The following is a 23,761-nucleotide window of genomic DNA, read 5'->3' on the forward strand; positions in this document are numbered from 1 at the left end:
CGGTCGCCCGTACTGGGGTTCGGTCAGCGCGCGCGTGCCTCTGGTGCGAGTGTCATGGGGCGAGGTCCTGGTGGTACGGGTTGGCTTCCGCGCCCTCTGTGCTGAGCAGCACGAGGGTCGACGCGGGGCCGAGAGCAAGAGCCGCGCGGCGGTCGTCGGCGCCGTCGCCGGTCAGTGCGGCGCGCACGCCCGCGAGCGACGCGGCTCCGCAAGGACCTGAGGAGACTTTGAGGGCGGCGAGCTCGCGGGCCGCCCGTGCGCTGTCCGCGTCGGTGACGGCGATGGCGGCGTCGAGGCCGTCGCGCAGGTAGGGCCAGGCGAGGCTGGAGGGGGTGCCGCAGTTCAGGCCCGCCATGGCCGTGTCGCCGGTAACGACGCTGGACAGTTCCCCGCGGGTGAGGCTCTCGATGACGCAGGCCGCCGCCTCGGGCTCCACGGAGAGCAGCGCGGGGGCCTTCTCCCCCGCGGGGCGGCTGCGGTAGTGGGTGACGACGGCCTGCGCGAGCGAGCCCACCCCGACGGGCACGGCCACCAGGTCGGGCGCCTCGGCACCGGCCGCGGCGAGCTGAGCGTCGATCTCGGCGAGCAGGGTCGAGTACCCCTCGACGATCCACCGGGGGATGCGCTCGTAGCCGGGCCAGGCGGAGTCCTGGACGAGCACGGTGGCGATCCCCTCCGCCGCGGCGCGGGCCGCCTCCCGCACGGCGTCGTCGTAGGACCCCGCGACCTGGGTGACCTCGGCGCCCTCGGCTGCGATCGCCGCCGAGGCGGCCGGATGCACCCCCTGGGAGACGAAGACGTGGGCGCACCGGCCGAGCAGCCGGGCCGTCCGGGCGACCGCGCGGCCGTGGTTGCCGTCGGTGGCGGTGACCAGCGTGACCTGCTCCGGCGAATCCGCCGAGTCCTCCGAATCCGCCGAATCCGCCGACGAGGCCTCGGTGCTCGCGGCCCGCTCGGCGAGGGCCCGGTGCACCGCCCAGGACGCCCCGAGCGCCTTGAACGCGGGCAGCCCCAGACGCGCGGACTCGTCCTTGACGAAGATCCGGCCGACCCCCAGCTCCGCGGCCAGAGAGGGAAGCTCATGGAGCGGGGTGATCTCGTAACCGGGGAGTGAGGCGTGGAAGGCCTGGGCCTCCACCGGGGCGGGCGAGCAGGTCCAGGTGCGGGCGCCGGCCCGGGCGAACCAGGCCGTCGGCTTCCGGGTGTTCTCAGGCATGCGGCAAGCCTGCGGCCATGACCGCTCCCCGGTCCAGCGAATGATCCCGGCCTCCGAGCCCGATGGCAGGTTCTGGACCACCGGCCTCCCCCTTCGCCTCCCCCCTTCGCCTCCCTCTTCGCCTCCGCCCCGCCGATCGCGGCCGTGCCGCCGTGCGAGCTTCGACAAAACGACATGAGTGAACCAGGTACGCTTACGTCATCGATCTCACGGTGATCGCACCCCCGTTCCCTGCCAGGAGGACGCATGACCCCGGCGTCGCAGACCGCCCGCACCCCCCAGACCCTCGACCGCCCCTTCAGCGTCGGCAGCCTCACTCTGCCCAACCGCATCGTGATGGCACCCATGACCAGGGAGTTCTCACCGAACGGCGTGCCGGACGCGGGCGTGGCCGAGTACTACGCCCGCCGGGCCGCCGCCGGTGTCGGCCTGATCATCACCGAGGGCACGTACGTCGGCCACGCTTCGGCCGGTACGAGCGACCGCGTCCCGCGCTTCTACGGCGACGACGCCCTCGAAGGCTGGCGCAAGGTGGCCGAAGCCGTGCACGCCGCGGGCGGCAAGATCATTCCGCAGCTGTGGCACGTCGGTGTCGCGCGCGACGAGGGCAGTGGCCCGGTGCCCTCCGCCCCCTCGGCGAGCCCCTCCGGGATCGGCCTCGACGGACAGCCCAAGGGCAGCGCCCTTACGGCCTCCGACCTCGACGACGTGATCCGGGCGTTCGCGGACGCCGCGGCGGCCGCCGAGCGCATCGGCTTCGACGGTGTCGAACTGCACGGAGCTCACGGCTACTTGCTCGACCAGTTCTTCTGGGAGCGCACCAACCAGCGTACGGACGGCTACGGCGGCGACATCGATTCCCGCACCCGCTTCGCCGCGGAGATCGTCGCAGCGGTGCGGGCCGCCGTCTCGCCCGACTTCCCCGTCGTCTTCCGGCTCTCGCAGTGGAAGGGCGGCGTCTACGACGCGCGGCTCGCCGAGTCCCCCGAGGAACTGGGGCGCGTACTGACGCCGCTGGTGAACGCGGGCGTCGACGTACTGCACGCCTCCACCCGCCGCTACTGGGAGCCGGAGTTCGAGGGCAGCGACCTCAACCTCGCGGGCTGGGTCAAGAAGATTTCCGGGAAGCCGGTGATCACCGTCGGCTCGGTCGGCCTCGACCAGGTGTTCATCGGGCCACAGGGCTGGGCGGTACCGTCCGCGTCCACGGGCATCGAGCCGCTCATCGACCGCCTGGAGCGGGACGAGTTCGACCTGGTGGCGGTGGGCCGCGCCCTCATCGCCGACCCGGAGTGGGCGGCCAAGGCCCTGGAGGACCGGCTCGGTGACGCGCTGCCCTTCGACAAGTCGCAGCTGAAGAGCCTGGTCTGAGCGACAGTCGACTTGATCGCGGGCGACAGCAGCTAAGGTAGAACGCTGCTGTCGTCCGCGGTCGAGTAGGATATGCCCATGACCTGGCCTGCGACCGAGCGCTACTTCCCCACCGCCGTCCCCGGCGGCCTTGGCCTCGTGCAGGACATCCTGAACACCGCGCCCTCCGGCGGCGCGGCCGAGGCCGACCTTCTCGGGGACGTGGCGGCCGCGCAGGACTGGATCTCCGTGGCCCTGCCCACCTGGGCCGAGAAGACGGGGCGCACGGCGGTGCGGCTCACGCTCACCGAAGAGGACCTGCCCAAGCTGCGACAGTTGCGCGAACAACTGCGCCGTGCCCTGCACTCGCGGTGCGGCAGCACCAGCGGCGAGAGCGAGAGCGCCCGCTCCACCTCATGCGCCCTTCAGGTCAACCTGCACGGCGACGCGGCCCTGACCACCGAGCCCGAGGGTGAGGGCTGGCGCTGGCTGACGTCCGCCGTGCTGTGCGAGGCACTGCTCGCCCAGACCACCGGCGAGTGGCGGCGCCTGAAGATCTGCCGCAACGAACGCTGCGCCACGGCGTTCTACGACCGCTCCCGCAACAACAGCGGCGTCTGGCACTCCACCCGGGACTGCGGAAACGCCGCGAACCTGCGGGCCTCGCGCCAACGCCGCCGCGCGGACGCCGAAGCGGAGCCGACGCCGGACGTCAGCGGTCGGGCGTAGGGCCACCGCGGCCGTCAACTGCCGTACTCCACCAGGCTGGTGGGTATCGAGTTCGACCAGGCCTGTGCCTCGTCCGAGACGGAGGCGGAGACGGAGACGGAGGCTGCGGGCCGCTTCGTTGAGCCGGTAGCCGATCGCCGCGGCGGTGGCGCGGCGGCCCGACTAGGCAGGCACCGCATCCTGTTCGGCGGTCTCCGGCAGCTCCCGGATGCCCGGCAGCGGCGACGGCAGGAGCCACAGCACCGCGAGGACCGCTCCGGCCGTGCCGATCCAGAGCGTCGGGCGCAGTCCGATCGCCCCGCCGAGGAAACCTCCGAGCAGGGCTCCCAGCGGACGGAAACCGTGGTTCAGGGTGCGGAAGGCACCCATGACCCGTGAGCGGATGGTCTGGGGGATCAGCACCATCTGGAGTGAAGCGGCGGCGATGTCGATGACCATCACACCGGCACAGCTGAGGAATTCGGCGGCGAAGAGCGTGCCGACGACCAGCGGCAACGGGCCGTCGGCGAGCGGCACGAGCAGGAGAGGCAGGGTGAACACCACAGAGCCGCAGAGGATCGAGGGCCCGATGCCGAAACGGCGGACGATCCTGCCGCTGCACGCCGCGCCGATAAGGCCGCCGACGGCACCGGCACTCAGTATCGCGCCGAGAACACCAGCGCCCAGGCCGAGTTCGACCGTCACGTACAGCACGAAGAGCGTGTGGAACATGTAGTTGAAGAACTGGATGGTCCCGGACCAGGCGAACAGTGCCCGCATCGACGGCTCCTTGACCACCCATCGGAGCCCCGCCGTGAAGTGTCCCTTGCCGACGGGCTCCGGCACGGGCTCGACCGGTTCGATGCGCGAAAGGAAGCGGGCCGAGACCAGGTAGGTGAAGGCGTCGGCGAGCAGGGCGAACGGGGCCGTGAGGAACTGTACGAGAAGTCCACCGGCTCCTGGTCCCGCCAGCCAGGACATCGAACGACTCCCGCTGACGAGTGAGTTGGCCTGCACATAGCGCTCGGCGGACACCAGCGCCACGAACAGGGTGTTGTTGCAGGCGTCGAAGAGCACAGTCAGCGCGCCGATGGCGAACGCCGTCGCGTAGAGCTGCCCGAGCGTGAGGGCATCGAGCAGATACGCGATCGGCAGCGTCATGAGCAGCGCCGCGCGGGCCAGGTCGGCGGCGATCATGGCGCGCCGCCGCCGGGACCGCCGGTCGGCCCACGCACCCAGCGGGAGATTGAGGAGGAGCGCGGGCAGCAGTTCGGCCGCCTTGAGCCAGCCCATCTCGGCCGCGTCGGCGCCGAGGACGAGCACGGCGGCGAGCGGGATGGCGATCAGCGATATCTCGCCACCGATGAGGGAGATGGTCTGCCCGGTCCAGTAGCGCCGGAAGGTCCGCTCACGCAGAAGGCCGGGTATGCGCTCCGCCACCGTCACCGGTCGGCCTCCGCGTCGCCGTCGAGGACGCCCTCGGCGATCTCCTGGTCCAGGAAGGCGATCCGCAGCACGCTGACACGCCGTGCTTCTTCGGGGCGCAGGGACGGGTCGGCGTTGCGGTCCTCGTACGTACGCAGCAGGTCGTTCATCCGCTCGCCGAGGCCGGTCAGCTCCTCCGGGGTGAGGTAGAGGAACGTGTCGCCGAACTGCTCCGCCTCCTGCCAGGCGCGCGGCAGGAGGTGACGTTGCTCCTTGGCCCGGATGACGCGCTCGAAGTACCGCTCGGCGACCGCGGTGTTCAGCGCGTGAGACGCCTCGGCGACGGAGGGGTCCTCGCTGTATCCGGGCCAGTCGGTGTACCGGGCGGTCGCCCGCCACGGCTTCTCGCGCCCCTGGCCGCCCGGCGCCACCTCGACGAGCCCGTACTTCGCGAGCATCCGCAGGTGGTACGAGCAACTGGCCACGGACTCTCCGGTCAGCTCGGCGGCACGGGTGGCCGTGAACGGGCCGCTCCGCCGCAGCAGGCCGACCAGGGCCATGCGCGTGGGGTGGGCATAGGCGCGCAGGGCACGGGGGTCGGTGAGGCGGATGCTGCGGGGCGGCGTGCCGTCCGGGGATACGGCTTCAGGAGTCTCAGAAATCTCAGGGGTCTCCGGCATGATGTAAAGATATCTTTAGAAAGACTCCTTTACAAGGTCTCCCCTCAGGCCCGGACCGAGTGACGGACCCCGGACGGCACCTGAGCACGCTGGATCCGCGGCACCCGAAGCCGGACTTCGATGTGGACCTGGCGCGGCAGCGGCCGAGGGGCGACGGCACACAATGGGCGCAAGATCAGAAGTGGTACAAGATCGGACAGAAGTTACCTCTAGGTATGCAGTGACTTAATGAGCCAATAGCAGTAGAACTCGTTCCCATTCCTACGAGAGTGAGGAACGTCACATGAGTGGCACTACCACGCGCATTACCGCCTCAGAGGGCGTGACGCGTCGAAGATTCATCACTGGAACGGGTTCTATTCTGGGCGCCGTCACCCTCTCCGCTCAGGCCATCCCCGCCGCCGCCCGAACGCAGTCCGCGACCGCCGCCGCTGCCGGACCCATCGGCGACGGGGCCCGCGTCCCCGTCCTGGTGATCGGCACCGGGTACGGCGGCTCCGTCGCCGCCCTGCGCCTCGCCCAGGCGGGCGTCGACGTCCAGATGGTCGAGATGGGCATGGCCTGGGACACCCCTGGCTCCGACGGCAAGATCTTCGCCCACACGACCTCGCCCGACGGCCGCTCGTACTGGCTGCGCACCAGGACCAAACAGCCCCTGAGCAACTTCCTCGGCTTCCCGATCGACAAGGACATCCCCCGCTACACCGGGATCCTCGACGCCGAGGAGATGGGCGGGATCATCGTCTACCAGGGCCGGGGTGTCGGGGGCGGCTCCCTGGTCAACGGCGGCATGGCGGTCACGCCCAAGCGCGAGAACTTCGGCGCCATCCTGCCGTCGGTCAACGCCGACGAGATGTACTCCACCTACTACCCACGCGCCAACGCCGGTCTCGGCGTCAGCCTCATCGACCCGGCCTGGTTCGACAGCGTCGACTGCTACCAGTACTCCCGGGTCGGCCGTAAGCACGCCCAGCGTTCCGGCTTCCCGTTCGTCTTCGTGCCGGGCGTCTACGACTGGGACTACATGAAGCAGGAGGCGGCGGGAACGGTCCCCAAGTCGGCGGTCGCCGGCGAGATCCTCTACGGCAACAACTACGGCAAGAAGTCGCTCCAGAAGACCTACATCGCGAAGGCCACCGCGACCGGCAAGGTCACCATCTCCCCGCTGCACAGGGTCACCACGGTCTCCCCCGCCTCCGGCGGCGGCTACACCGTCGTCATCGAGCAGCTCAACACCAGTGGCGCCACCACCGCCACCAAGACCGTGACCGCGGACAAGGTGTTCTTCGCGGCCGGCAGTGTCGGCACCAGCAAACTACTGGTCAAACTGAAAGCCACCGGCGCGCTCCCCCAGCTGAACGGGGAGATCGGCAAGGGCTGGGGCGACAACGGCAACGTCATGTGCGGCCGCGCCAACCACCTGTGGGACCCGACCGGCAAGGTCCAGTCGTCCATCCCCACGGGCGGCATCGACAACTGGGCGGCCGGTGGCGCGTTCGCCGAGGTCGCGCCACTGCCCACCGGCATCGAGACCTACGCCTCGTTCTACCTGTCGATCACCAAGAACCCCCACCGCGCCTCCTTCTCCTGGAACGCCGCGGCGGGCAAGGCGGAGCTGAACTGGCAGACGGCCTGGAAGCAGCCGTCCATCGACGCCGCCAAGACCATCTTCGACAAGATCAACTCGAAGGAGGGGACGATCTACCGCACCGACCTGTTCGGCACGTACAAGATCTGGGGCGACCACCTCACGTACCATCCGCTCGGCGGCGCGGTCCTGAACAAGGCAACCGACAACTACGGCCGCCTGCACGGCTATTCGGGCCTGTACGTCATCGACGGCTCGCTGATCCCCGGCAACACGAGCGTCAACCCGTTCGTCACCATCACGGCGCTCGCCGAACGGAACATCGAGAAGATCATCGCCACGGATGTCTGACAGCACCCCTCGGCACCCGGGGAGTCAGTGCCCGGGTAGTACACACACCGCATCGAGGCCGAGCACGTGGTTGAGCCGGCCGAACGCCAGCCAGGAACCGATGCTCATGCTCAGTTCCACGATCTCGTGCTGGCTGTAGCGCGCGGTCATCCGCGTCCAGAACTCCTCGTCCAGGCCATGGTGATCCAGGGCGTACCGCTCGGCGTACTCGGCGGCAAGACGTGTCCGGTCGTCGAACGCGTCGGTGGTGCGCCACTGGGTCACCGCTTCGGCGAACTCCTCCTCGACCTTCCGGCCCTCACGCTCGGTGCGCCAGTCGAGGCAGAACAGACATCCGTTGATCTGCGCGATGCGCAGCCGCGCGGCCTCGAACTCCCGCAGCCCCAGGGTCGTGTGCTCGTACACCGAGAGCGAGAAGTTCGCGGCGGCCATGCCGATACCGGGGACCATGTCGCCCCACACGTACCCGATCGGCTCCTGCCCCTCGGGGATGTCTATGTGCATCGGGTTCATCGAGCTCATTGTTTGCTCCTTCCGAGCTTGCCTGTCGCGGGGCGCAGCGGGACGTCGAGCGCGTCGTAGAGTCCGGGTTCCATGTCCACGAGCCAGTCGATGGCGCCGACCAGACGGCCGACCGCGGTGGCGTTGCCGCCCGCCGACCGGCTCTCGCCCTCGTCGGTGGACTCGACCGTCACCTCGATGCGCGGGCGGCCCTCGATGATGACCCGGTGCGCTCCGGCTCCGTCGGGCGGCGTCGGCCAGTCCGGTGCGCAGGACGGGTGGATGCGGGTGACGTGCTCGATGACGATGCGGGGTACGCCCCCGACGATGCCCTGCACCTCGAACCGCACCGCGCCCTGGGTGCCCGCCTCGAAGTCGCCCATCGTGCGGGTACTCACCGAGGTGTCCAGCGCGCGCCGCTCCAACGTCTCGCGGATGTCGTCGAGTTCGGCACCGAGCGCCCTGGCCATCAGCCGGATCTGGCCGCCCCACACCATGGTCGGAATGGTCTCGGCGAGCATCAGGGGCTCGTAGTCCATCGGATGCCCCATGCCGATCAGGTGGCGTACGGAATCCTCCTGCTCGTACGTGGAGTAGTCGAAGATCTCCTGGCAGCGGATCGCGTCGACGGTGCTGCCGAGCCCGCTGATCAGGAGCGGCAGTACGTCGTTGCCCCAGCCGGGGTCCACGCCGGACACGAAGAGGGATCCGCCGCCGTCCGCGATGGCGGCGAGGATCGGGTCCCGCAGCTCGGGCGGGGCGCCGCGCTGGTCGTAGAGCGCGTAGAGGGCGGGGGTGACGACGACGGCTCCGGCCCGGATCGCCCTGCCGATGTCGGCGAGGGCCTCGTCGGGGCGCAGGTCGCCGGAGGCCGCGTACACCACGGCCTGGGGTGCCGCGGCAAGGACCGCGTCGATGTCGTCGGTCGCCGCGACGCCCAACCGCCCGTCGAGCCCGGCAAGGCCGGCCGCGTCACGGCCGACCTTGTCGGGATGGTGGACGAGCACAGCCGTGAGCCTCAGCGCCGGGTGGGCCTCGACGGCACGGATGGCCGCTCGGCCGACATTTCCGGTACCCCAGACAACCGTGGAAATCATGCGGCGGAGGGTAACCAGAGGACGTATCACTTCATAGGGCCATGACCGCAGAGATTTCCGTCGCGGAGTTTTCCGTCAAGTACGCGCTTCCTACCGTATGTTCACGTCGATGCACGCGTAGAAGGCGTTCGACGTGTCGCCGATGTTCCAGACCGCAAGCACCTTGTGCCTGCCCGTGGCGCTGCCGAGGTTGACCTGGTGCTGGACGGTGGCCGGCGGCTGCTGGTTGCCGCCGTCGATCGTCGCGACCTTCGTGCCGTCGACGAAGTACTCGTAGTTCGCGGTGCGGTGCCGTGCGGTGAACGTCCAGGTGAAGGTCTGCGTCCTGCTGACGTCGCTGACCTTCCACCCCTTGCTGTCGTCGTTGAGCTCGGCGAACCTGGAGTTGCCGCCGCTGCAGCTGCGCAGGCCCTTGGGGCCCTCGACGCTCTGGGGTTCCCACTTGATCTCGCCGCACGAGACCGTGCCCGACGCGCACTGCGCCTGCCGACTGGCCGGTGCGTTGACGTATCCGTGCGCGCTGGCCGAACCGGTCGGCAGGGTGAGGGCGAGGACGGGCGCAAGGCCCGCACCGATCACGGCGGCCAACTTCCGCTTCCTGTGCATGCGTAACTCCTTCACGACGCTGGGGTGGGGGTGTGCGTGAAGTGCTGGGGCCAGATGTTCACGATGGCCGATTAGTCCAGACCATAGACTTTGGCGAGCCTCGGTCAAGACCGCTTTCGGGCCATGTGCGCAAGCGAGCGGATGGCAGACGGTGCGTTGTCGTACGTGGCCCCGCGTACGTCTACGCCGTGCGGTGGAGCCGCGCCGAGAGGTGGTGCTGCAGCGGCTGTCCGACCGCCGCGAGGTCGTGGAGGAAGGTGAGGGTGTCCGCGTCCGTCAGTTCGTAGCGGCGGCGGGTGGCCTGCACCTCCTTGGCGGTGGGCGTGCGGGCCACCTCACTGGTGGAGAGGTCGATCGTGTCGCCGGTCGCACTGCCCACCGCGATCTCCGCGATGCCGGTGGGCTGGGTGATCAGCGCCTCCACGCGGCCTTCGGGCTGCAGCCGCCACCAGCCGCTTTCCCGGGCGGACGGCCGCAGTGGTGCGCCGTCCGCGTCGAGGAGCCAGGCCCGCGCCTCGTAGTGCAGAAAGGGGCGGCCGTCGTGGGTGAAGGTGACCTCCTGGGCGTACGTGAAGTCCGCCTCGATGGTGGGGTACTCGCCCCGGCCCCGGCCGCGCCAGGTGCCCAGGAGACCGAGCACGGGCGCGAGCAGCGCGTGCGGCGCCGGCGCCTCGTCCGCTCGGTGAGCGTCGGGGTACGGGTACTCGGGTGCGGGGTCGAACACGGTGTGCGCTCCAGGGGGTAGGTGTGGGTGCCGGGAAGCAGCCTAGGGGCCCGCAGGGGCCTGGCCTGGAGGGAAACGGCAACGACGGGAGCGCTCACCGACGACGGCCGGGAAGTCAGGGTAACCTAATCACCCGACCCGGCTTTGGCGGATTTCGTACCCTCGACCGAGCCCAAGTCCCGGCTCGGGCAGGGGAGCTCCTCGTCCGCGCGGACTCCGTGTCCATCGGCACCGCGACCGCCGCCGCGCTCTACTTCCACAGCCTGTTCGCGCCGGTCAACTCCGCACTCGTACTCCTGGACGACGCGCAGTCGGTGACCGGCATCGACCACGCCTACATACCCGGCAGGACCGTCCTGCAGAACGTGGGCCTCACGCTGCGGGCCGGGGAACGGGTGGCCCTCGCCGGCCCGAGCGGCGCGGGCAAGACCACCCTCGCCAAGCTCATCGCGGGGGTGCACCGGCCCCCCTCGGGCTCGGTGCACCTGAGCGGCACCCGGGACCGGGGCGAGGGCCTGCCGGTGGCTCTGGTCACCCAGGAGACGCACGTGTTCGCCGGGCCGCTCGCGGACGATCTGCGCCTGGCCCGTGCCGAGGCCACCGACGACGAGCTGCGCGAAGGATCCGGGCCCTACGCCTCTCTCTGGGAGGCGTGGTCCGGCACCCGTACCCCGACCGACGCGCCCCCCCACGCGCCAGGCAGGACCCGACACCACCACCGTGAACGACGGCGACTGATGCCCGGCTCTCCCGGACCTGCTCCCGGACCTGCTCCCGGACCCGCTCCCGGACCTGCTCCCGGACCCCCTGGTCGACCCGCCGTCAGGCCCGCTCGCCTCGCCACAGGTTCGGCGGCCAGGACCCCCGTTCCCGGGTCCTCACCGGTCTCGGCTTCACTCTGCCGAGCGATCTGGACGAGGTCATCGGTGACGAGTTCGGCGCCGACATCAGCGAGGAGCGCACCGATCTGCTCGGCACCGACGCGATCGTGCGGATCGCCTCCGACCCGGCGAAGGACGAGGGGCCGAGCTCGACAAGAACGCCCTCTACGCCGGCCTTGACGTGGCCGAGGAGGACCGCGAGGTCTATGTCGCGGAGGCCGGCGACTACGGCGGCTCCGTCTCCTTCGTGACGGTGCTGAGCCTGCCGTAGCTGCTGGAACGTCTGGTTCCGCAACTGGCGTCGGCGGTCGACGGCGACACCGCGACGAAGGTGAAGCAGCACGCCGGGAGCCAGTGAACGTATGATCAGCCGATGTCTGACACGACCGAAACCACGCCCGGCTGGCTGACCTCCGACGAGCTCGAGGACGCCCGTGCGCGCATGCCGATCCTGTACGTCGAGGCGGTGCCGGTGCGCGTCGACGACAGCGGCGAAGTCACCAGCATCGGACTGCTGTTGGGAATGGGGCGGGACGGAGCGGTCAGCCGCTCCCTCGTCTCCGGCCGGGTCCTGCACCACGAGCGGGTCCGGGACGCCCTTCTGCGCCACCTGGAGAAGGACCTCGGCCCGGTGGCGCTCCCCCGCGTCCCGGCCTCCCTCCAGCCCTTCACCGTCGCCGAGTACTTCCCGACGCACGGCATCACTCCGTTCCACGATCCCCGTCAGCACGCGGTGTCCCTCGCCTACATCGTCCCGGTGGCCGGTGACTGCCGTCCCCGGCAGGACGCTCTCGACCTGGTCTGGCTGAGTCCGCAGGAGGCCTCGTCGGAGGGGGTCCAGAACGAGATGCCGGGCGGTCACGGCCTCCTCCTCAAGCAGGCCCTCGCGCATGCCGGTTGCCATTTCTGATCACCGGCCGCTTCCCTGACCGGACGGGATCAAGGGCATGACGGATTAGGTAAGGCTCAGCTAAGTTGATCGGCGAGTGCCTCTCTCCGGAGGCACCTCTGCCAAGGAGATCGACGCAGCATGAGCTCAACCACCCGCCGCGCCCGCCGTTCCCGTTCCCTCGCGATCGCCGTGTCGCTCGCCGCGGGAAGCGTCCTGGTCTCGACCGGCACCGCGGGCGCCGACACGGCGACGACCGGCTCGCCCACCGTCACGGCGCCGGTCAGGCAGGGCCTGTACCAGTCCGCGTACTCCGAGCGGAACGACGCACTCTGGGTCACGTCCTCCGTCGGCCAGCCGCCCGCCACGGTCACCGACTCCCGGCTGCTGAGAGTCGACCCGGACACGCTGAAGGTGGAGAAGGCCTACAGGACGCCCCTGACGGACTCGGTCAGCGGCGCCGTCGAGTCGGTCTACGGAGTCGCCGTCGACGACGAGCACAACACCGTCTGGACGACGAACACCCGCGACAACTCCGTCGCCGTGTACAGCCAACGCACCGGCAAGCGTCTCGCCACGCTGCCCGGTGTGAACCACTCCCGCGAGATAGTCGTCGACGAGCGGCGCGACACGGTGTGGGCGAGCGCCTTCGCCGACGGCGCCCTCGTCGCTTTCGACTCCGCCACCTTCAAGGAGAAGAAGCGCGTCACCGTCCCCGGAACCGGACCGACGGGCCTCACCCTCAACAAGCGGACCGGCACGGTGTACGCCGCCGACTACCACGGCGCCCAGATCATCGAGGTCTCCCCCCGCGCCGGGAGCCCGCGTCTCATCCCGGCCGGTGCGGGGCCGCTCTCGATCGCCCTCTCCGAGAACGGCCGTACCGCCTACACCGCCGACCAGACCTCGGGCACCGTCACGGTCGTCGACCTGCGCAAGGGTGCGGTCACCCGGTCCGTGGCCACCGGCGGCGGCACCAAGTCCGTCGCCGTCGACCGTCGTTCGGGCCACGTCCTCGCCGTCAACCGCACGACCGCCACCGTCACGGTCGTCGACCCGCGCAAGGGAGCCGTCGTGAGGTCCGTGGCCACCGGCGCGAACCCCAACCACGTACAGGTGACCGACGGCCACGCGTACGTGGTCGACAAGTCGGCATCCGGGCCCGCGGGCGAAGACCTGCTCACCCGCGTACGTCTCGGCCGCTGACGCGAGTTCAGGGCGAGGGCTGCGGAGTCATCCGGTGCAGCCCCTTGCGGTCGTAGTAGCGGGTCATCGCGAACCCGAAGGCCACGGCGACGACGCTCCCGACCGCGATCATGATCCAGGCGCGTCCGAGTCCGGCGTCGGCGCGGGCGTCGAAGAAGAGGATGGCGCGGACGCCGCCGCTGAGCTGGCGCATGGGCTCGAAGATGCCGAGGAAGCGGTAGAAGCCGGGGACCGCCTCCAGCGGGATGGTGGCTCCGGACGAGGGCAGGCCAAGGACGATGAACACGAACATGGAGACGAGCTGGCCGATCCCGCCGAAGGCCGCGTTGATGGCCTGGACTCCCAGGCCGACGGCGAGGCTCGCACAGTAGGAGAAGATCCACAGCAGCGGCAGATGGGTGGCGTCCATGCCCAGGATCGTGATGGTGGCCAGCATGACCAAGGTGGTGGTCAGCACCGTGATCCCCGCGGTCATGGCCATCTTCAGGAGCAGCGTCTGGGTGCGGCTGATCGGCACGGTCGGGCGACGGGTGTGCCAGGGGCCGATCTCGCTGTCGGCGTAGCCGAGGGCGGTGTCGACGCCCATGCCGATGAGGTTGGCGCCGAGGAACCCGGCCAGGACGAGCAGCAGGGTGTAGTAGAACGCGCTGAGGCCCAGGCCGCTGTTCTCGCCGATGGGGTGGCCGACCTGAGTGGTGACGGCGACGGGATCGGACAGGAGCAGGCCCGCGGTGGCACCGGCCTTCTTGTCCGCGCCCGCTGCCGTCAGCTGCTTGCCGATGGCCTGCGACGACTGCTGAGCGGCCGCCGTGGTGATCTTGCTCGCCAGTGAGGAACCGAGGCTGCCCATCCCGGGGTTGGTGAGGACCGTCATCGTCGGCCGCTCCTTCGCGCCCGTGGTGGTGAGCGCGGCGACCGAGTCGCTGAAGTTCGCGGGGATGAGCAGGGCGCCGTAGATCTTGCCGGAATCCAGCTCGTCCCGGGCCTCGGCCCGCGTCAGCTCACGCCAGTCGGCCTTGTCGCTCGATGTGCCGCTCGACGTGCCGGTCGATGTGCCGGAGAGGACGGTCCTGGCGACCTGCGTTCCCAGGTTCTGCTTCTGGCCGGGCGGGGGCTCTCCCTGGTCCGCGTTGACGATGGCGAGGGGCAGGTCGCGCAGGTCACGGTTCGGACTGATGATGCCGCCCATGTAGAGCAGGGAGAGCAGCAGGGCGAGCAGCCCGGTCAGCACGGTGGGCACCAGCCACAGCTTGGGGCGGCGCAGGAGCACGGAGGCGCGGGCCCCGGTGCCGGTGTGACGGGGAGCGTCGTGACGGGGAGCGTTGTCGTCATCCATGGTGCCCAGCTTCGGGGCCGCGTGCGACGCCCGGCGCGAACAACACGTTCAGGAGCGGAGGAACAGGCAAATGCGGCCTGTTTCCGTCTCCTCCGCCGATTCCGGCTCCCTTCCCGCTAGTCGCTGACGAAGTCCCGCACCCCCTGTGACACCCCGTCGTCCCCCAGCAGATCGTTGTGCTTCAGGCACCCCGCCGCGTTGTTCGTCGCCCCATCGAGGAGCACGCTGTCGTCCGGGTTGATGACCTCGTCACAGCGGGACCACCAGGTCGCGTAGGCGACGTCTCCCGGTGTCTCGTCGCCCTCCGCGAGCCCGTCCTGTACGTACGAACCCGGTGTCATGTCACGACAGGCCTGCGACCAGGCGGCGCAGGCCCAGGCCGTGGCGGTGCCGTGGTTGGGTCCCGCGAGGGAGGCCCAGTGGGCGACCGTCCCGGTGCCGCCGCCGTGCTTGACGTACCAGCGGGTGACAAGGCTGCCGAAGGAGTGGGCGACGATGTCCACCTTGGCGGCGCCGGACTGCGCGCGCACCTGCTCGACGTACGCGGCGAACCGGCCGGAGAGCACCTCGTTCACCGACTGGCTGGTGTCGTACCCCCAGGAGAACAACTCGGCGTCCGTGTACCCGGACGCCTTGAAGTCCTCGCGCAGGGAGCCCCACACACCCGGGTCGGCGTTGTAGCCATGGACGAAGATCACCGGAGTGCGGGCGGCCGTCGGGGCCTCGTCCGCGCGGGCCGTGGTCAGTGGCGTCAGCAGGGCGGCGACGGCCGCGATGGTCAACGGTACGGAAGATCGGCGCAGCACAGGTTTCCCCTCGGTCAGGCGGACGTGCCGAGAATGGTGGGGTCTGCGACGACGAATGAACATCCCTGTGCGGTAGGGAAGTTACCGCGGGTATTACGCCTCGCCCGCCTCGGCGTCCGGGTTCCAGTCGAGGAGCCGCACCTTCGCGACCGTCCGGACATGCCTGCGCATCGCGGCCGCCGCCGCCCGGCCCCGGCCGGCCTCGATGGCGTCGAGGATCACGTGGTGCTGGGCGAGGGAACGGGCGGGCCGCCGCACCTGGCGCAGCGACTCGTTACGGCTCTCGGCGATCTGCTCGGCGATGGAGTTCATGAACTCGGCGAGCAGCGCGCTGTGCGCGGCCCCGGTCACCGCGGCGTGAAAGAGCCGGTCGCCTTCGACTCCGCGCTCGCCCGCCTCGATCTCCCGCGCCATCGTGTCGAGGGCGCCCCGCATCGCCCGCAGGTCCTCGTCCGTACGCCGCTCGGCTGCCAGTTCGGCGAGCTTGGTCTCCAGGGCCTCGCGTGCCTCGAGAACGTCGGGCAGCCGCCGCTTGCGCTCCACGAGCCGCTCGACGGGCTCGGCGTCCAGGCTGTCCTTGACCAGATAGGTGCCGCCGCCGTGCCGCACCTCGACCAGACCCTGCACTTCGAGTACGACGATGGCCTGCTTGACGGAGGCGCGGGAGACACCGAGGCGCTGGGCCAGTTCGCGCTCGGGAGGCAGCCGGTCGCCGGAGCGCAGGCCGCCTTCGCCGACGTAGGCACGGAGCCGGTCGAGCACCTGCTCATACAGCCTCGTCCTGCCCATGGGGCGCAGCGCGTCAGACATCCCAACCCCCCATTTCGGCCCCCATGCCGAATTTCGGTCCCCTGCCGATGGATTCGCAGCCTAACAGGGGCCGACCCAGTGGACGAGTGGCCAATTGGCTGAGCCAATTTGTGTCCGATCTCTTGACGGCCGAAACCGATACCCCGACGCTGAGTTCCGCCAACGGCCGAATTGGCTCAGCCACTTGGCCACTGAGGGAAGGCCCCAGGGACGGGAGCCCACGATGTCCGCCGAACTCATCTCCATCCTCGTACTCGTGGTGGTCTTCGTGATCGCCACCACCCGCTCCATCAACATGGGCGCGCTCGCCTTCGCCGCCGCCTTCGCGGTCGGCGAGCTGGCCGCCGATCTCGACGCGGACGGCATCTTCGCCGGTTTCCCCGGCGATCTCTTCGTCGTCCTGGTCGGCGTGACCTATCTGTTCGCGATCGCCCGCGCCAACGGCACCACGGACTGGCTGGTGCACGCGTCCATCCGCCTGGTGCGGGGGCGGATCGCGCTGATCCCCTGGGTGATGTTCGTGATCACCGGCGCGCTCACAGCGATCGGCGCCGTCAGTCCGGCGGCCGTGGCGATCGTCGCGCCGATCGCCCTGAGCTTCGCCGCCCAGTACGGCATCAGTCCTCTCCTGATGGGCGCCATGGTGGTGCACGGGGCCCAGGGCGGCGGCTTCTCGCCCATCAGCATCTACGGCTCCATCGTCAACGGCATCGTGGAGCGCGAGAACCTGCCGGGCAACGAGATCGCGCTCTTCCTCGCCTCACTCGTCGTCAATCTCCTCATCGCCGGGGTCGTCTTCGTCCTCTTCGGCGGGCTGAAACTGGGCGGCCGCGACACGGGCGAGGAGTCCAAGCCGGCCGCGCGGGAGGCCGGTTCAGGGCTCGATCCGGCCAAGATCGCCACCCTCGCCGCACTGGTCGCCCTCGTCGTCGCCGTACTCGGCTTCGACCTCGACGCCGGTCTGAGCGCCATCACCCTGGCCGTGATCCTGAGCGCGTTCTGGCCCGAGTCCAGCCGCAAGGCCGTCGGCGAGATCGCCTGGTCGAGCGTGCTCCTGATCTGCGGTGTCCTGACCTACGTCGGCGTACTGGAGGAGATGGGCACCATCGACTGGGCCGGCGAGGGCGTCTCCGACATCGGCGTCCCGCTCCTGGCCGCCCTGCTGCTCTGCTACATCGGCGCGATCGTCTCCGCGTTCGCCTCATCCGTCGGGATCATGGGCGCGCTGATCCCGCTCGCCGTGCCGTTCCTGGCCCAGGGCGAGATCGGCGCGGTCGGCATGATCGCGGCGCTCGCCGTCTCCGCCACCGTCGTGGACGTCAGCCCCTTCTCGACCAACGGCGCGCTGGTGCTCGCCGCCGCCCCGGACGTCGACCGGGAACGCTTCTTCCGGCAGCTGATGGTGTACGGCGGGATCGTGGTGGCCGTCGTACCCGCCGCGGTGTGGCTCGCCCTGGTGGTGCCAGGATTCGGGTAGGACGAACCTCCATGGCCCTCGAAGGACCATCGACGACAACCAAGGAGATACGCAGCGTGAGTTCTGCCCATCCGCCCCTCTTCCCGACCCTCGTCGCGGGCCCCGACCTGCCCGCCCTGCGTTTCGGCGAGCGCTCGCTGACGTACGCCGAACTCGCCGCGACGGCCGGTTCGCTCGCCGCCTCCATCGGCTCGGCGCGCCGGGTCGCGCTGTGGGCGACACCGACGCTCGAAACCGCCGTCGGTGTGGTGGCCGCGCTGCTCGCCGGTGTACCCGTGGTGCCGCTGAACCCGAAGACCGGCGAGCGCGAGCTGGGGCACATCGTGGCGGACAGCGCCCCGACGGTGGTGCTCGCGGCGCCCGGCGACGAACTTCCCGTGCCGCTACGGGCGTTGGAGCGCGAGGACATCACGCTCACCAGCAGCCCGACGGCGTCGGAACTGCCCGCCGAGCCCGGCCCCGAATCCCCCGCCCTGGTCGTCTACACCTCGGGCACCACGGGGCCGCCCAAGGGTGCGGTACTGCCCCGCCGGGCCCTCACCGCCACTCTGGACGCTCTTGAGGACGCCTGGCAGTGGACGTCCGACGACGTGCTGGTGCACGGACTTCCGCTGTTCCACGTGCACGGTCTGATCCTCGGCATCCTCGGGCCGCTGCGCAGGGGCGGTTCGGTACGGCACCTGGGCCGGTTCTCCATCGAGGGGGTGCGGCGCGAACTGACCGACGGGGCCACGATGATGTTCGGCGTACCCACCATGTATCACCGCATCGCGGAGGCGCTGCCCGGCGATCCGGGCCTGGCCAAGGCACTGTCCGGCGCTCGGCTCCTGGTCTCCGGCTCCGCCGCGCTGCCCGTGCACGACCACGAGCGGATCGCGGCGGCGACAGGACGCCGGGTGGTCGAGCGGTACGGCATGACGGAGACCCTGATGAACACGAGCGTGCGGGCCGACGGCGAACCGCGCGCCGGAACCGTCGGAGTGCCGTTGGGCGGTGTGGAGTTGCGGCTCGTGGACGAGTCGGGCGCCGAGACCTCGGACCCGCTGGAGGTCGGCGAGATCGAGGTGCGCGGCCCGAACCTGTTCACCGAGTATCTGAACCGGCCCGACGCCACAGCCGCGGCCTTCACCGCCGACGGCTGGTTCCGCACCGGCGACATGGCGCTGCGCGACGACGACGGCTACGTACGCATCGTCGGCCGCAAGGCCACCGACCTCATCAAGAGCGGCGGTTACAAGATCGGCGCGGGCGAGATCGAGAACGCCCTCCTGGAGTACCCGGGCGTGCGCGAGGCCGCCGTGACCGGCGAACCGGACGACGACCTCGGCGAGCGCATCGTCGCCTGGATCGTGCCGACGGACCCGGAGCAGCCGCCCGCGGAGAAGGACTTGGCGGACCACGTGGCCGCCCAGCTCGCCCCGCACAAGCGTCCTCGGACCGTGCGCTATCTACCGGAGCTGCCCCGCAACGACATGGGGAAGATCATGAAACGGTCCCTCCATGGCTGAGTCCACGCCCGGCGGTCAGGCGGCCGTTCGCCTGACCGCCCGCGCGGCGATCGCCGCAGTGACCGACCAGGACAGTTTCCGTGAACTACCCGTACCTGCACACGAGTTCACCGAGACGCCGGGGCTGGACGGCCCGATCGGCTGGGAGGGGTACGCCGACTCCCTCGCCCGCGCCGAGGAACGTACCGGCGAACGCGAGTCGGTGGTCTGCGGCGCCGCTACCGTGGGCGGCACCCGTGCGGTGATCATCTCCTTCGAGTTCGGCTTTCTGGGCGGCTCCCTCGGTGAGCGCACGGGCGACCGCCTTGAGGCCGCACACCGTCACGCCCGGGCCCACCGGCTGCCCGTCGTCTCGCTGATCGCGACGGGGGGCAGCCGTATGCAGGAGGGCATGCGCGCCCTGGTCCAACTGCAGCGCGTGGCCCGGCAGTCCGCGCTCACCGGCGCGGCGGGCCTTCCACGGATCGCGGTCCTGCGCGATCCGACCACCGGCGGCGGTTGGGCCACCCTGGGGGCGGGTGCCGACCTGATCCTGGCCCTGCCCGGCAGCCAGGTCGGCTTCGCCGGGTCCCGGGTGCGCCCGGCGGACACGGATCCCACGGCGTACACCGCCGAGTCCCAAGTGGCGGCCGGCGCGATCGACGAGGTCGTACGCCCTGAAGAACTGCGCGAAGCGCTGTCCCTGCGCCTCAGGCTGCTGTGCGCTCCGACTCCGGACAGGGCCGAACCCCCCGACGCACTCGGCCGCACCGATCCGCCCGCTACCGGCTGGGAGGCGGTGAGCCGCGCCCGCGCCCCCGAACGCCGGCGCGCCGCCGCCTACTTGGACGCCTACTTCACCGACCGCGCGCCCCTGCGCGGCGACCGGTGCGGGGGCACGGACCCTGGCATGCTCTGCGGCTTCGGGTCGCGCGAGGGGCGGACCGTCGCCTACGCGGCACAGTGCGGGACGGCGACGACACCCGCCGGGTACCGCACCGCCGCCCGGCTCGTCCGGCTCGCGGGGCGGCTCGGCATTCCTGTGCTCACGCTCGTCGACACCCCGGGGGCCGCGAACGGGGCGGAGGCCGAACGGGCGGGCGCGGGCGCGGCGATCGCCGATCTGTTCGCCGCCATCGCCACCGCGTCGGTACCGGTCACCTCACTGGTCATCGGCGAGGGCGGCTCCGGCGGCGCACTCGCCCTCTCGGCGCCGGACAACCTCTGGGCGACGCCGGACAGTTACTTCTCGGTGATCGCCCCGGAGCCTGCCGCCGCGATCCTCAAACGGGCGGACGAGGAGATCCGGTCGACGGCGGAGCAACTGCGCCTGCGCCCACAGGACCTGGTCGGACTCGGCCTGGCCAGAGGCGTTCAAGGCCCGGCGCCCTCATCCTCGACGACCTGAGCGGCCGTGCGACGCGGACACCTCTCGGGGAGTTCGGGGGCGCTTAATGTCTTACGGACCGGTGACGGAGCCCCGTCGGTGATCGTCAGCCCGGCTCCGCGCGCCTAGCGTGGGCGGCATGCGCGTACTTGTCACCGGCGGCGCCGGGTTCATCGGATCGCACGTGGTCGAAGCCCTCTCGGAGCGCGGACACGAGGTGGCGGTGTTCGACGCACTGCTGCCCTCCGCCCATCGCGAACCCCCTCGGCCGCACGAAGGGCAGCGGTGGACCGTCGCCGATGTCCGGGACCGGGACGCGGTGCGGGACGCGCTGCGCGGGGTCGACGCGGTCTGTCATCAGGCGGCGATGGTGGGGCTCGGCAAGGACTTCGCGGACGCCCCGGAGTACGTCGGCTGCAACGACCTGGGTACGGCCGTCCTGCTCGCCGAGATGGCCGCGGGCGGGGTGCGGGATCTGGTGCTCGCCGGGTCGATGGTGGTCTATGGGGAGGGGCGGTACGAGTGCGCCCGGCACGGCGTCGTCCGCCCGGGTCCGCGCGCGGCGGCCGATCTGGACGCCGGGCACTTCGAGCCGCTCTGCCCGGACTGCGGTGCCGAGTTGACCCCTGGTCTGGTGGGCGAGGACGCGCCCGCCGACCCGCGCAATGTGTACGCGTCGACCAAGCTGGCGCAGGAGCATCTGGCCGCCGCGTGGGCGCGGGCGAGCGGTGGCCGTGCGGTGTCGTTGCGCTACCACAACGTGTACGGCCTCGGCATGCCCCGAGACACCCCCTACGCCGGTGTGGCCTCGTTCTTCCGTTCCTCGCTCGAGCGCGGCGAGGCACCCCAGGTCTTCGAGGACGGCCGCCAGCGGCGGGACTTCGTGCACGTGCGCGATGTGGCGGCGGCCAACGCGATGGCGCTTGAGGCGGTGCGCGAGCGGGAGGCGGGGGCGTTCACGGCGTACAACACCGGCAGCGGTGAGCCGCGCACCATCGGGGAGATGGCCGGTGAGCTCGCGCGGGCGTTCGGCGGTCCGGACCCGGCGGTGACGGGTGAGTACCGGCTCGGGGACGTACGGCATGTCACGGCGGACTCGGGGCGGCTGCGGGCGGAGCTCGGGTGGCGGGCCGAGGTGGGCTTCGCCGAGGGGATGGCTTCCTTCGCGAAGGCGCCGCTGCGGGGGTAGCCCCGTCGAAGGCTTCGCGAGGGATGCCGGGGCTACCCCCGTGCCGTCGGCAGCGTCACCTCGAAACAGCAGCCGCCCGCCACATTGCGCACGGCCGCCCGGCCTTGGTGGGCCTCGACGATGCCGCGCACGATCGCGAGGCCCAGGCCCGCGCCCGCCGGGGGTGTGCGGGACTGACTGCCGCGCCAGCCGGTGTCGAAGACGCGGGACAGATCCTCCTCGGGGATGCCGCCGCAGCCGTCGGTCACGGACAGGACGACGCCGTCCGGGGAGCGCTCCGCGGCCACCGCGACGGTTCCGTCGGCCGGTGTACGGCGGATCGCGTTGATCAGGAGATTGCCGAGGACGCGGCTCATCTCCTTGCTGTCGACCTCGACAGGGACGGCCTCGACGCTGTCGCCGACGAGACGCACCCGGTGCTCGCGGGCGAGGGGATCGACGCCCGCGAGCGCGTCGCCCACCAGGTCGTAGACGGAGATGCGTGACGTCGACAGAGCCAGCGCGCCCGCGTGGATGCGGGAGAGTTCGAAGAGGTCTCCGACCATGGAGTTCAGGCGTTCGACCTCGGTGCGGATCTGGCGCAGATAGCGGTCCGGGTCGGCCGCCACGCCGTCCTCGAGCGCCTCGGACATGGCCCGCAGCCCGGCGAGCGGGGTGCGCAGGTCGTGCGAGATCCAGGCGACCAGTTCGCGCCGTGAGCGCTCAAGGGCCCGCTCGCGCTCTCGCGACTCGGCGAGCTTGGCGCTGGTCGACTGCAACTCCCTCGTCAGTGCGGCCAGTTCGGCGCTCACGGGCTCGGGCGGCGCGGCGAAGCTGCCGCCGTCACCGAAGGAACGGGCCGCCAGGGTCAGGGCGTTGCTGCGGGCGACCACCCAGCGGCCGAGCAGCAGCGCGGTGGCGAGCGAGACCACGGCGGCCATCGCCACGACGATGGTGACCACGGTCAGGTCGTGCGGCGACAGGAACATCTCCCAGGCCACCGCGAGCGTCCCCGCCAGCATGGCGAGCACCGCGACGGCGGCCACGACGGTCATGGACACCACGAGGGAGCGGTGCCGAAGGAGGCGCAGCGTCAGGGCGCCGAGCAGCCCCGCGCTCGCGGCGCCCAGAAAGGCGAAGAGGGCGATGACCAGGATGTCCCGCATGAGGGTCAGCCTTCCGCTCGGGGGGACACGTCGAGGGGTGATACGTCGCGGGGTGGCACGTCGCGGGGTGGCACGTCGAGGCGGTACCCCAGACCCCACACCGTCTGGATCAGCCGCGGCCTCGCCGGGTCATCCTCGACCTTGCCGCGGAGCCTGCGGATATGGACGGTGACCGTGGACAGGTCGCCGAACTCCCAGCCCCACACTTCCCGCATCAGCTCCTCCCGCCCGAACGCCTGCCCCGGGTGGCGAAGGAGGAAGGCGAGGAGGTCGAACTCGCGCAGAGTGAGGGCCAGTTCGACTCCCTCCTTCGTCGCGCGGCGCGCCGCCGGGTCCACCCACAGGCCCGCGGCCCGCAGCGTGGCGACGGCCTCGGGAGCGCGGGCCGCGCGGCTGCGGCGCAGCACCGATTCCACCCGCAGGACCAGTTCGCGCGGGCTGAACGGCTTGGTGACGTAGTCGTCGGCCCCTATCTCCAGTCCCAGGATCCGGTCGTCCTCGTCGCCGCGGGCGGTGAGCATGATGACGGGCACCGGGCCCGTGGCGCGCAGACGGCGGCACACCTCAAGACCGTCCATGCCGGGCAGCATCAGATCGAGGACGACCAGATCGGGCCGGAACGCCCCGGCGCGCTCCAGGGCGCCGGGGCCGTCCCCGGCCCGGTCGACCCGGTAGCCGCCGCGCTCCAGGTAGCCCGCGACGACCTCGGCGACGGTCGGATCGTCGTCGACGACGAGCACCCGGGGCGTGGGTGCGCCGGGTGCGGCGGCCCCGGTGGGAGCGCGGTCCTGCGGTGGTGGCTGCATACCGCCAGCGTCGCACCTGCCGCGCCAAGACCGGCCGGTCAGGCGTGCTCCCGGTTGCCGACGTCCCTGTTTCGTAAGAACCTCAAGTCCACTATG

The 23,761-nt window shown here is 70.8% G+C and carries 21 protein-coding genes and 2 pseudogenes; 11 read left to right on the forward strand and 12 right to left on the reverse strand.

The features are described 5' to 3' along the window. Positions 1–52 precede the first annotated feature (52 nt). A complete protein-coding gene (locus ACFVXC_RS00650) occupies positions 53–1,216 on the reverse strand; it encodes a diaminopropionate ammonia-lyase (RefSeq protein ID WP_389900243.1) in 1,164 nt (387 codons plus the stop codon). Positions 1,217–1,462: 246 nt separating this feature from the next. On the opposite strand from ACFVXC_RS00650, the gene ACFVXC_RS00655 reads away from it, so the two are divergent. Both ACFVXC_RS00655 and ACFVXC_RS00660 read left to right on the forward strand, forming a co-directional pair. Next, complete coding sequence (locus tag ACFVXC_RS00655; RefSeq protein ID WP_389900244.1) at positions 1,463–2,587, forward strand: NADH:flavin oxidoreductase; 1,125 nt, start codon at positions 1,463–1,465, stop codon at positions 2,585–2,587. A 78-nt stretch (positions 2,588–2,665) separates the two neighbouring features. Continuing rightward, positions 2,666–3,295, forward strand: coding sequence for a CGNR zinc finger domain-containing protein (locus ACFVXC_RS00660; protein WP_389900245.1), 630 nt, complete (start codon positions 2,666–2,668; stop codon positions 3,293–3,295). Between the two features lie 162 nt (positions 3,296–3,457). Here ACFVXC_RS00660 and ACFVXC_RS00665 read toward each other — a convergent pair whose 3' ends face one another. Together ACFVXC_RS00665 and ACFVXC_RS00670 are read right to left on the reverse strand one after the other, a co-directional pair. After that, on the reverse strand, positions 3,458–4,720 hold the full coding sequence (locus ACFVXC_RS00665) for an MFS transporter (protein ID WP_389900246.1): 1,263 nt from the start codon (positions 4,718–4,720) through the stop codon (positions 3,458–3,460). Next, a complete protein-coding gene (locus ACFVXC_RS00670; RefSeq protein WP_389900247.1) occupies positions 4,717–5,379 on the reverse strand; it encodes a winged helix-turn-helix domain-containing protein in 663 nt (220 codons plus the stop codon). The genes ACFVXC_RS00665 and ACFVXC_RS00670 overlap by 4 nt, the downstream gene beginning before the upstream one ends. Positions 5,380–5,662: 283 nt before the next feature. Between ACFVXC_RS00670 and ACFVXC_RS00675 the strand changes: the two genes are divergently transcribed. Beyond that, complete coding sequence (locus ACFVXC_RS00675; protein WP_389900248.1) at positions 5,663–7,318, forward strand: GMC oxidoreductase; 1,656 nt, start codon at positions 5,663–5,665, stop codon at positions 7,316–7,318. A 24-nt stretch (positions 7,319–7,342) separates the two neighbouring features. On the opposite strand, the gene ACFVXC_RS00680 is transcribed toward ACFVXC_RS00675, so the two are convergent. From ACFVXC_RS00680 to ACFVXC_RS00695, 4 genes are all read right to left on the reverse strand, one after another. Next, the gene (locus ACFVXC_RS00680; RefSeq protein WP_389901511.1) at positions 7,343–7,822 is read right to left on the reverse strand and encodes a carboxymuconolactone decarboxylase family protein; all 480 of its coding nucleotides are present in this window, start codon (positions 7,820–7,822) and stop codon (positions 7,343–7,345) included. Between the two features lie 14 nt (positions 7,823–7,836). Further along, complete coding sequence (locus ACFVXC_RS00685) at positions 7,837–8,916, reverse strand: dihydrodipicolinate reductase (protein ID WP_389900249.1); 1,080 nt, start codon at positions 8,914–8,916, stop codon at positions 7,837–7,839. A gap of 90 nt (positions 8,917–9,006) precedes the next feature. Then, positions 9,007–9,522: a lytic polysaccharide monooxygenase auxiliary activity family 9 protein gene (locus ACFVXC_RS00690; protein ID WP_389900250.1), complete on the reverse strand. Its 516-nt coding sequence runs from the start codon at positions 9,520–9,522 to the stop codon at positions 9,007–9,009. 181 nt (positions 9,523–9,703) lie between these two features. Further along, positions 9,704–10,246: an FABP family protein gene (locus tag ACFVXC_RS00695; RefSeq protein ID WP_389900251.1), complete on the reverse strand. Its 543-nt coding sequence runs from the start codon at positions 10,244–10,246 to the stop codon at positions 9,704–9,706. A gap of 191 nt (positions 10,247–10,437) precedes the next feature. Between ACFVXC_RS00695 and ACFVXC_RS00700 the strand changes: the two are divergent. From ACFVXC_RS00700 to ACFVXC_RS00715, 4 genes and pseudogenes are all read left to right on the forward strand, one after another. Further along, positions 10,438–10,866: pseudogene (locus tag ACFVXC_RS00700) on the forward strand (ATP-binding cassette domain-containing protein); the annotation flags it as partial. A 227-nt stretch (positions 10,867–11,093) separates the two neighbouring features. Continuing rightward, positions 11,094–11,485, forward strand: a pseudogene (locus ACFVXC_RS00705) (iron-siderophore ABC transporter substrate-binding protein); the annotation flags it as partial. A gap of 15 nt (positions 11,486–11,500) precedes the next feature. Then, on the forward strand, positions 11,501–12,037 hold the full coding sequence (locus ACFVXC_RS00710) for an NUDIX hydrolase family protein (RefSeq protein WP_389900252.1): 537 nt from the start codon (positions 11,501–11,503) through the stop codon (positions 12,035–12,037). A gap of 120 nt (positions 12,038–12,157) precedes the next feature. Next, complete coding sequence (locus tag ACFVXC_RS00715) at positions 12,158–13,222, forward strand: YncE family protein (protein WP_389900253.1); 1,065 nt, start codon at positions 12,158–12,160, stop codon at positions 13,220–13,222. A gap of 7 nt (positions 13,223–13,229) precedes the next feature. Here the strand turns inward: ACFVXC_RS00715 and ACFVXC_RS00720 are convergent, their stop codons facing one another. The 3 genes from ACFVXC_RS00720 to ACFVXC_RS00730 all read right to left on the reverse strand — a co-directional run bounded on the left by ACFVXC_RS00720 (position 13,230) and on the right by ACFVXC_RS00730 (position 16,174). Continuing rightward, positions 13,230–14,558, reverse strand: coding sequence for a YhgE/Pip domain-containing protein (locus ACFVXC_RS00720; RefSeq protein WP_389900254.1), 1,329 nt, complete (start codon positions 14,556–14,558; stop codon positions 13,230–13,232). A 116-nt stretch (positions 14,559–14,674) separates the two neighbouring features. After that, positions 14,675–15,364 (reverse strand): esterase/lipase family protein, encoded by a 690-nt coding sequence (locus tag ACFVXC_RS00725; protein WP_389900255.1) that lies wholly within the window; start codon positions 15,362–15,364, stop codon positions 14,675–14,677. A gap of 93 nt (positions 15,365–15,457) precedes the next feature. Beyond that, positions 15,458–16,174 (reverse strand): FadR/GntR family transcriptional regulator, encoded by a 717-nt coding sequence (locus ACFVXC_RS00730; RefSeq protein ID WP_389900256.1) that lies wholly within the window; start codon positions 16,172–16,174, stop codon positions 15,458–15,460. Positions 16,175–16,397: 223 nt separating this feature from the next. Between ACFVXC_RS00730 and ACFVXC_RS00735 the strand changes: the two genes are divergently transcribed. The 4 genes from ACFVXC_RS00735 (at position 16,398) to ACFVXC_RS00750 (ending at position 21,714) form a co-directional block, all read left to right on the forward strand. Further along, a complete protein-coding gene (locus ACFVXC_RS00735; RefSeq protein WP_389900257.1) occupies positions 16,398–17,651 on the forward strand; it encodes an SLC13 family permease in 1,254 nt (417 codons plus the stop codon). 56 nt (positions 17,652–17,707) lie between these two features. After that, a complete protein-coding gene (locus ACFVXC_RS00740; protein WP_389900258.1) occupies positions 17,708–19,159 on the forward strand; it encodes an acyl-CoA synthetase in 1,452 nt (483 codons plus the stop codon). Next, positions 19,152–20,546 (forward strand): carboxyl transferase domain-containing protein, encoded by a 1,395-nt coding sequence (locus ACFVXC_RS00745; protein ID WP_389900259.1) that lies wholly within the window; start codon positions 19,152–19,154, stop codon positions 20,544–20,546. Before ACFVXC_RS00740 ends, ACFVXC_RS00745 begins: the two co-directional genes overlap by 8 nt. A gap of 118 nt (positions 20,547–20,664) precedes the next feature. Then, positions 20,665–21,714: an NAD-dependent epimerase/dehydratase family protein gene (locus tag ACFVXC_RS00750; protein WP_389900260.1), complete on the forward strand. Its 1,050-nt coding sequence runs from the start codon at positions 20,665–20,667 to the stop codon at positions 21,712–21,714. Between the two features lie 32 nt (positions 21,715–21,746). Here the strand turns inward: ACFVXC_RS00750 and ACFVXC_RS00755 are convergent, their stop codons facing one another. Both ACFVXC_RS00755 and ACFVXC_RS00760 read right to left on the reverse strand, forming a co-directional pair. Further along, on the reverse strand, positions 21,747–22,859 hold the full coding sequence (locus tag ACFVXC_RS00755; protein ID WP_389900261.1) for a sensor histidine kinase: 1,113 nt from the start codon (positions 22,857–22,859) through the stop codon (positions 21,747–21,749). A gap of 5 nt (positions 22,860–22,864) precedes the next feature. Beyond that, the gene (locus ACFVXC_RS00760) at positions 22,865–23,665 is read right to left on the reverse strand and encodes a response regulator transcription factor (RefSeq protein WP_389900262.1); all 801 of its coding nucleotides are present in this window, start codon (positions 23,663–23,665) and stop codon (positions 22,865–22,867) included. Positions 23,666–23,761: the final 96 nt, after the last annotated feature.

This window comes from Streptomyces sp. NPDC058257, from assembly GCF_042881845.1.
Lineage (GTDB): Bacteria > Actinomycetota > Actinomycetes > Streptomycetales > Streptomycetaceae > Streptomyces.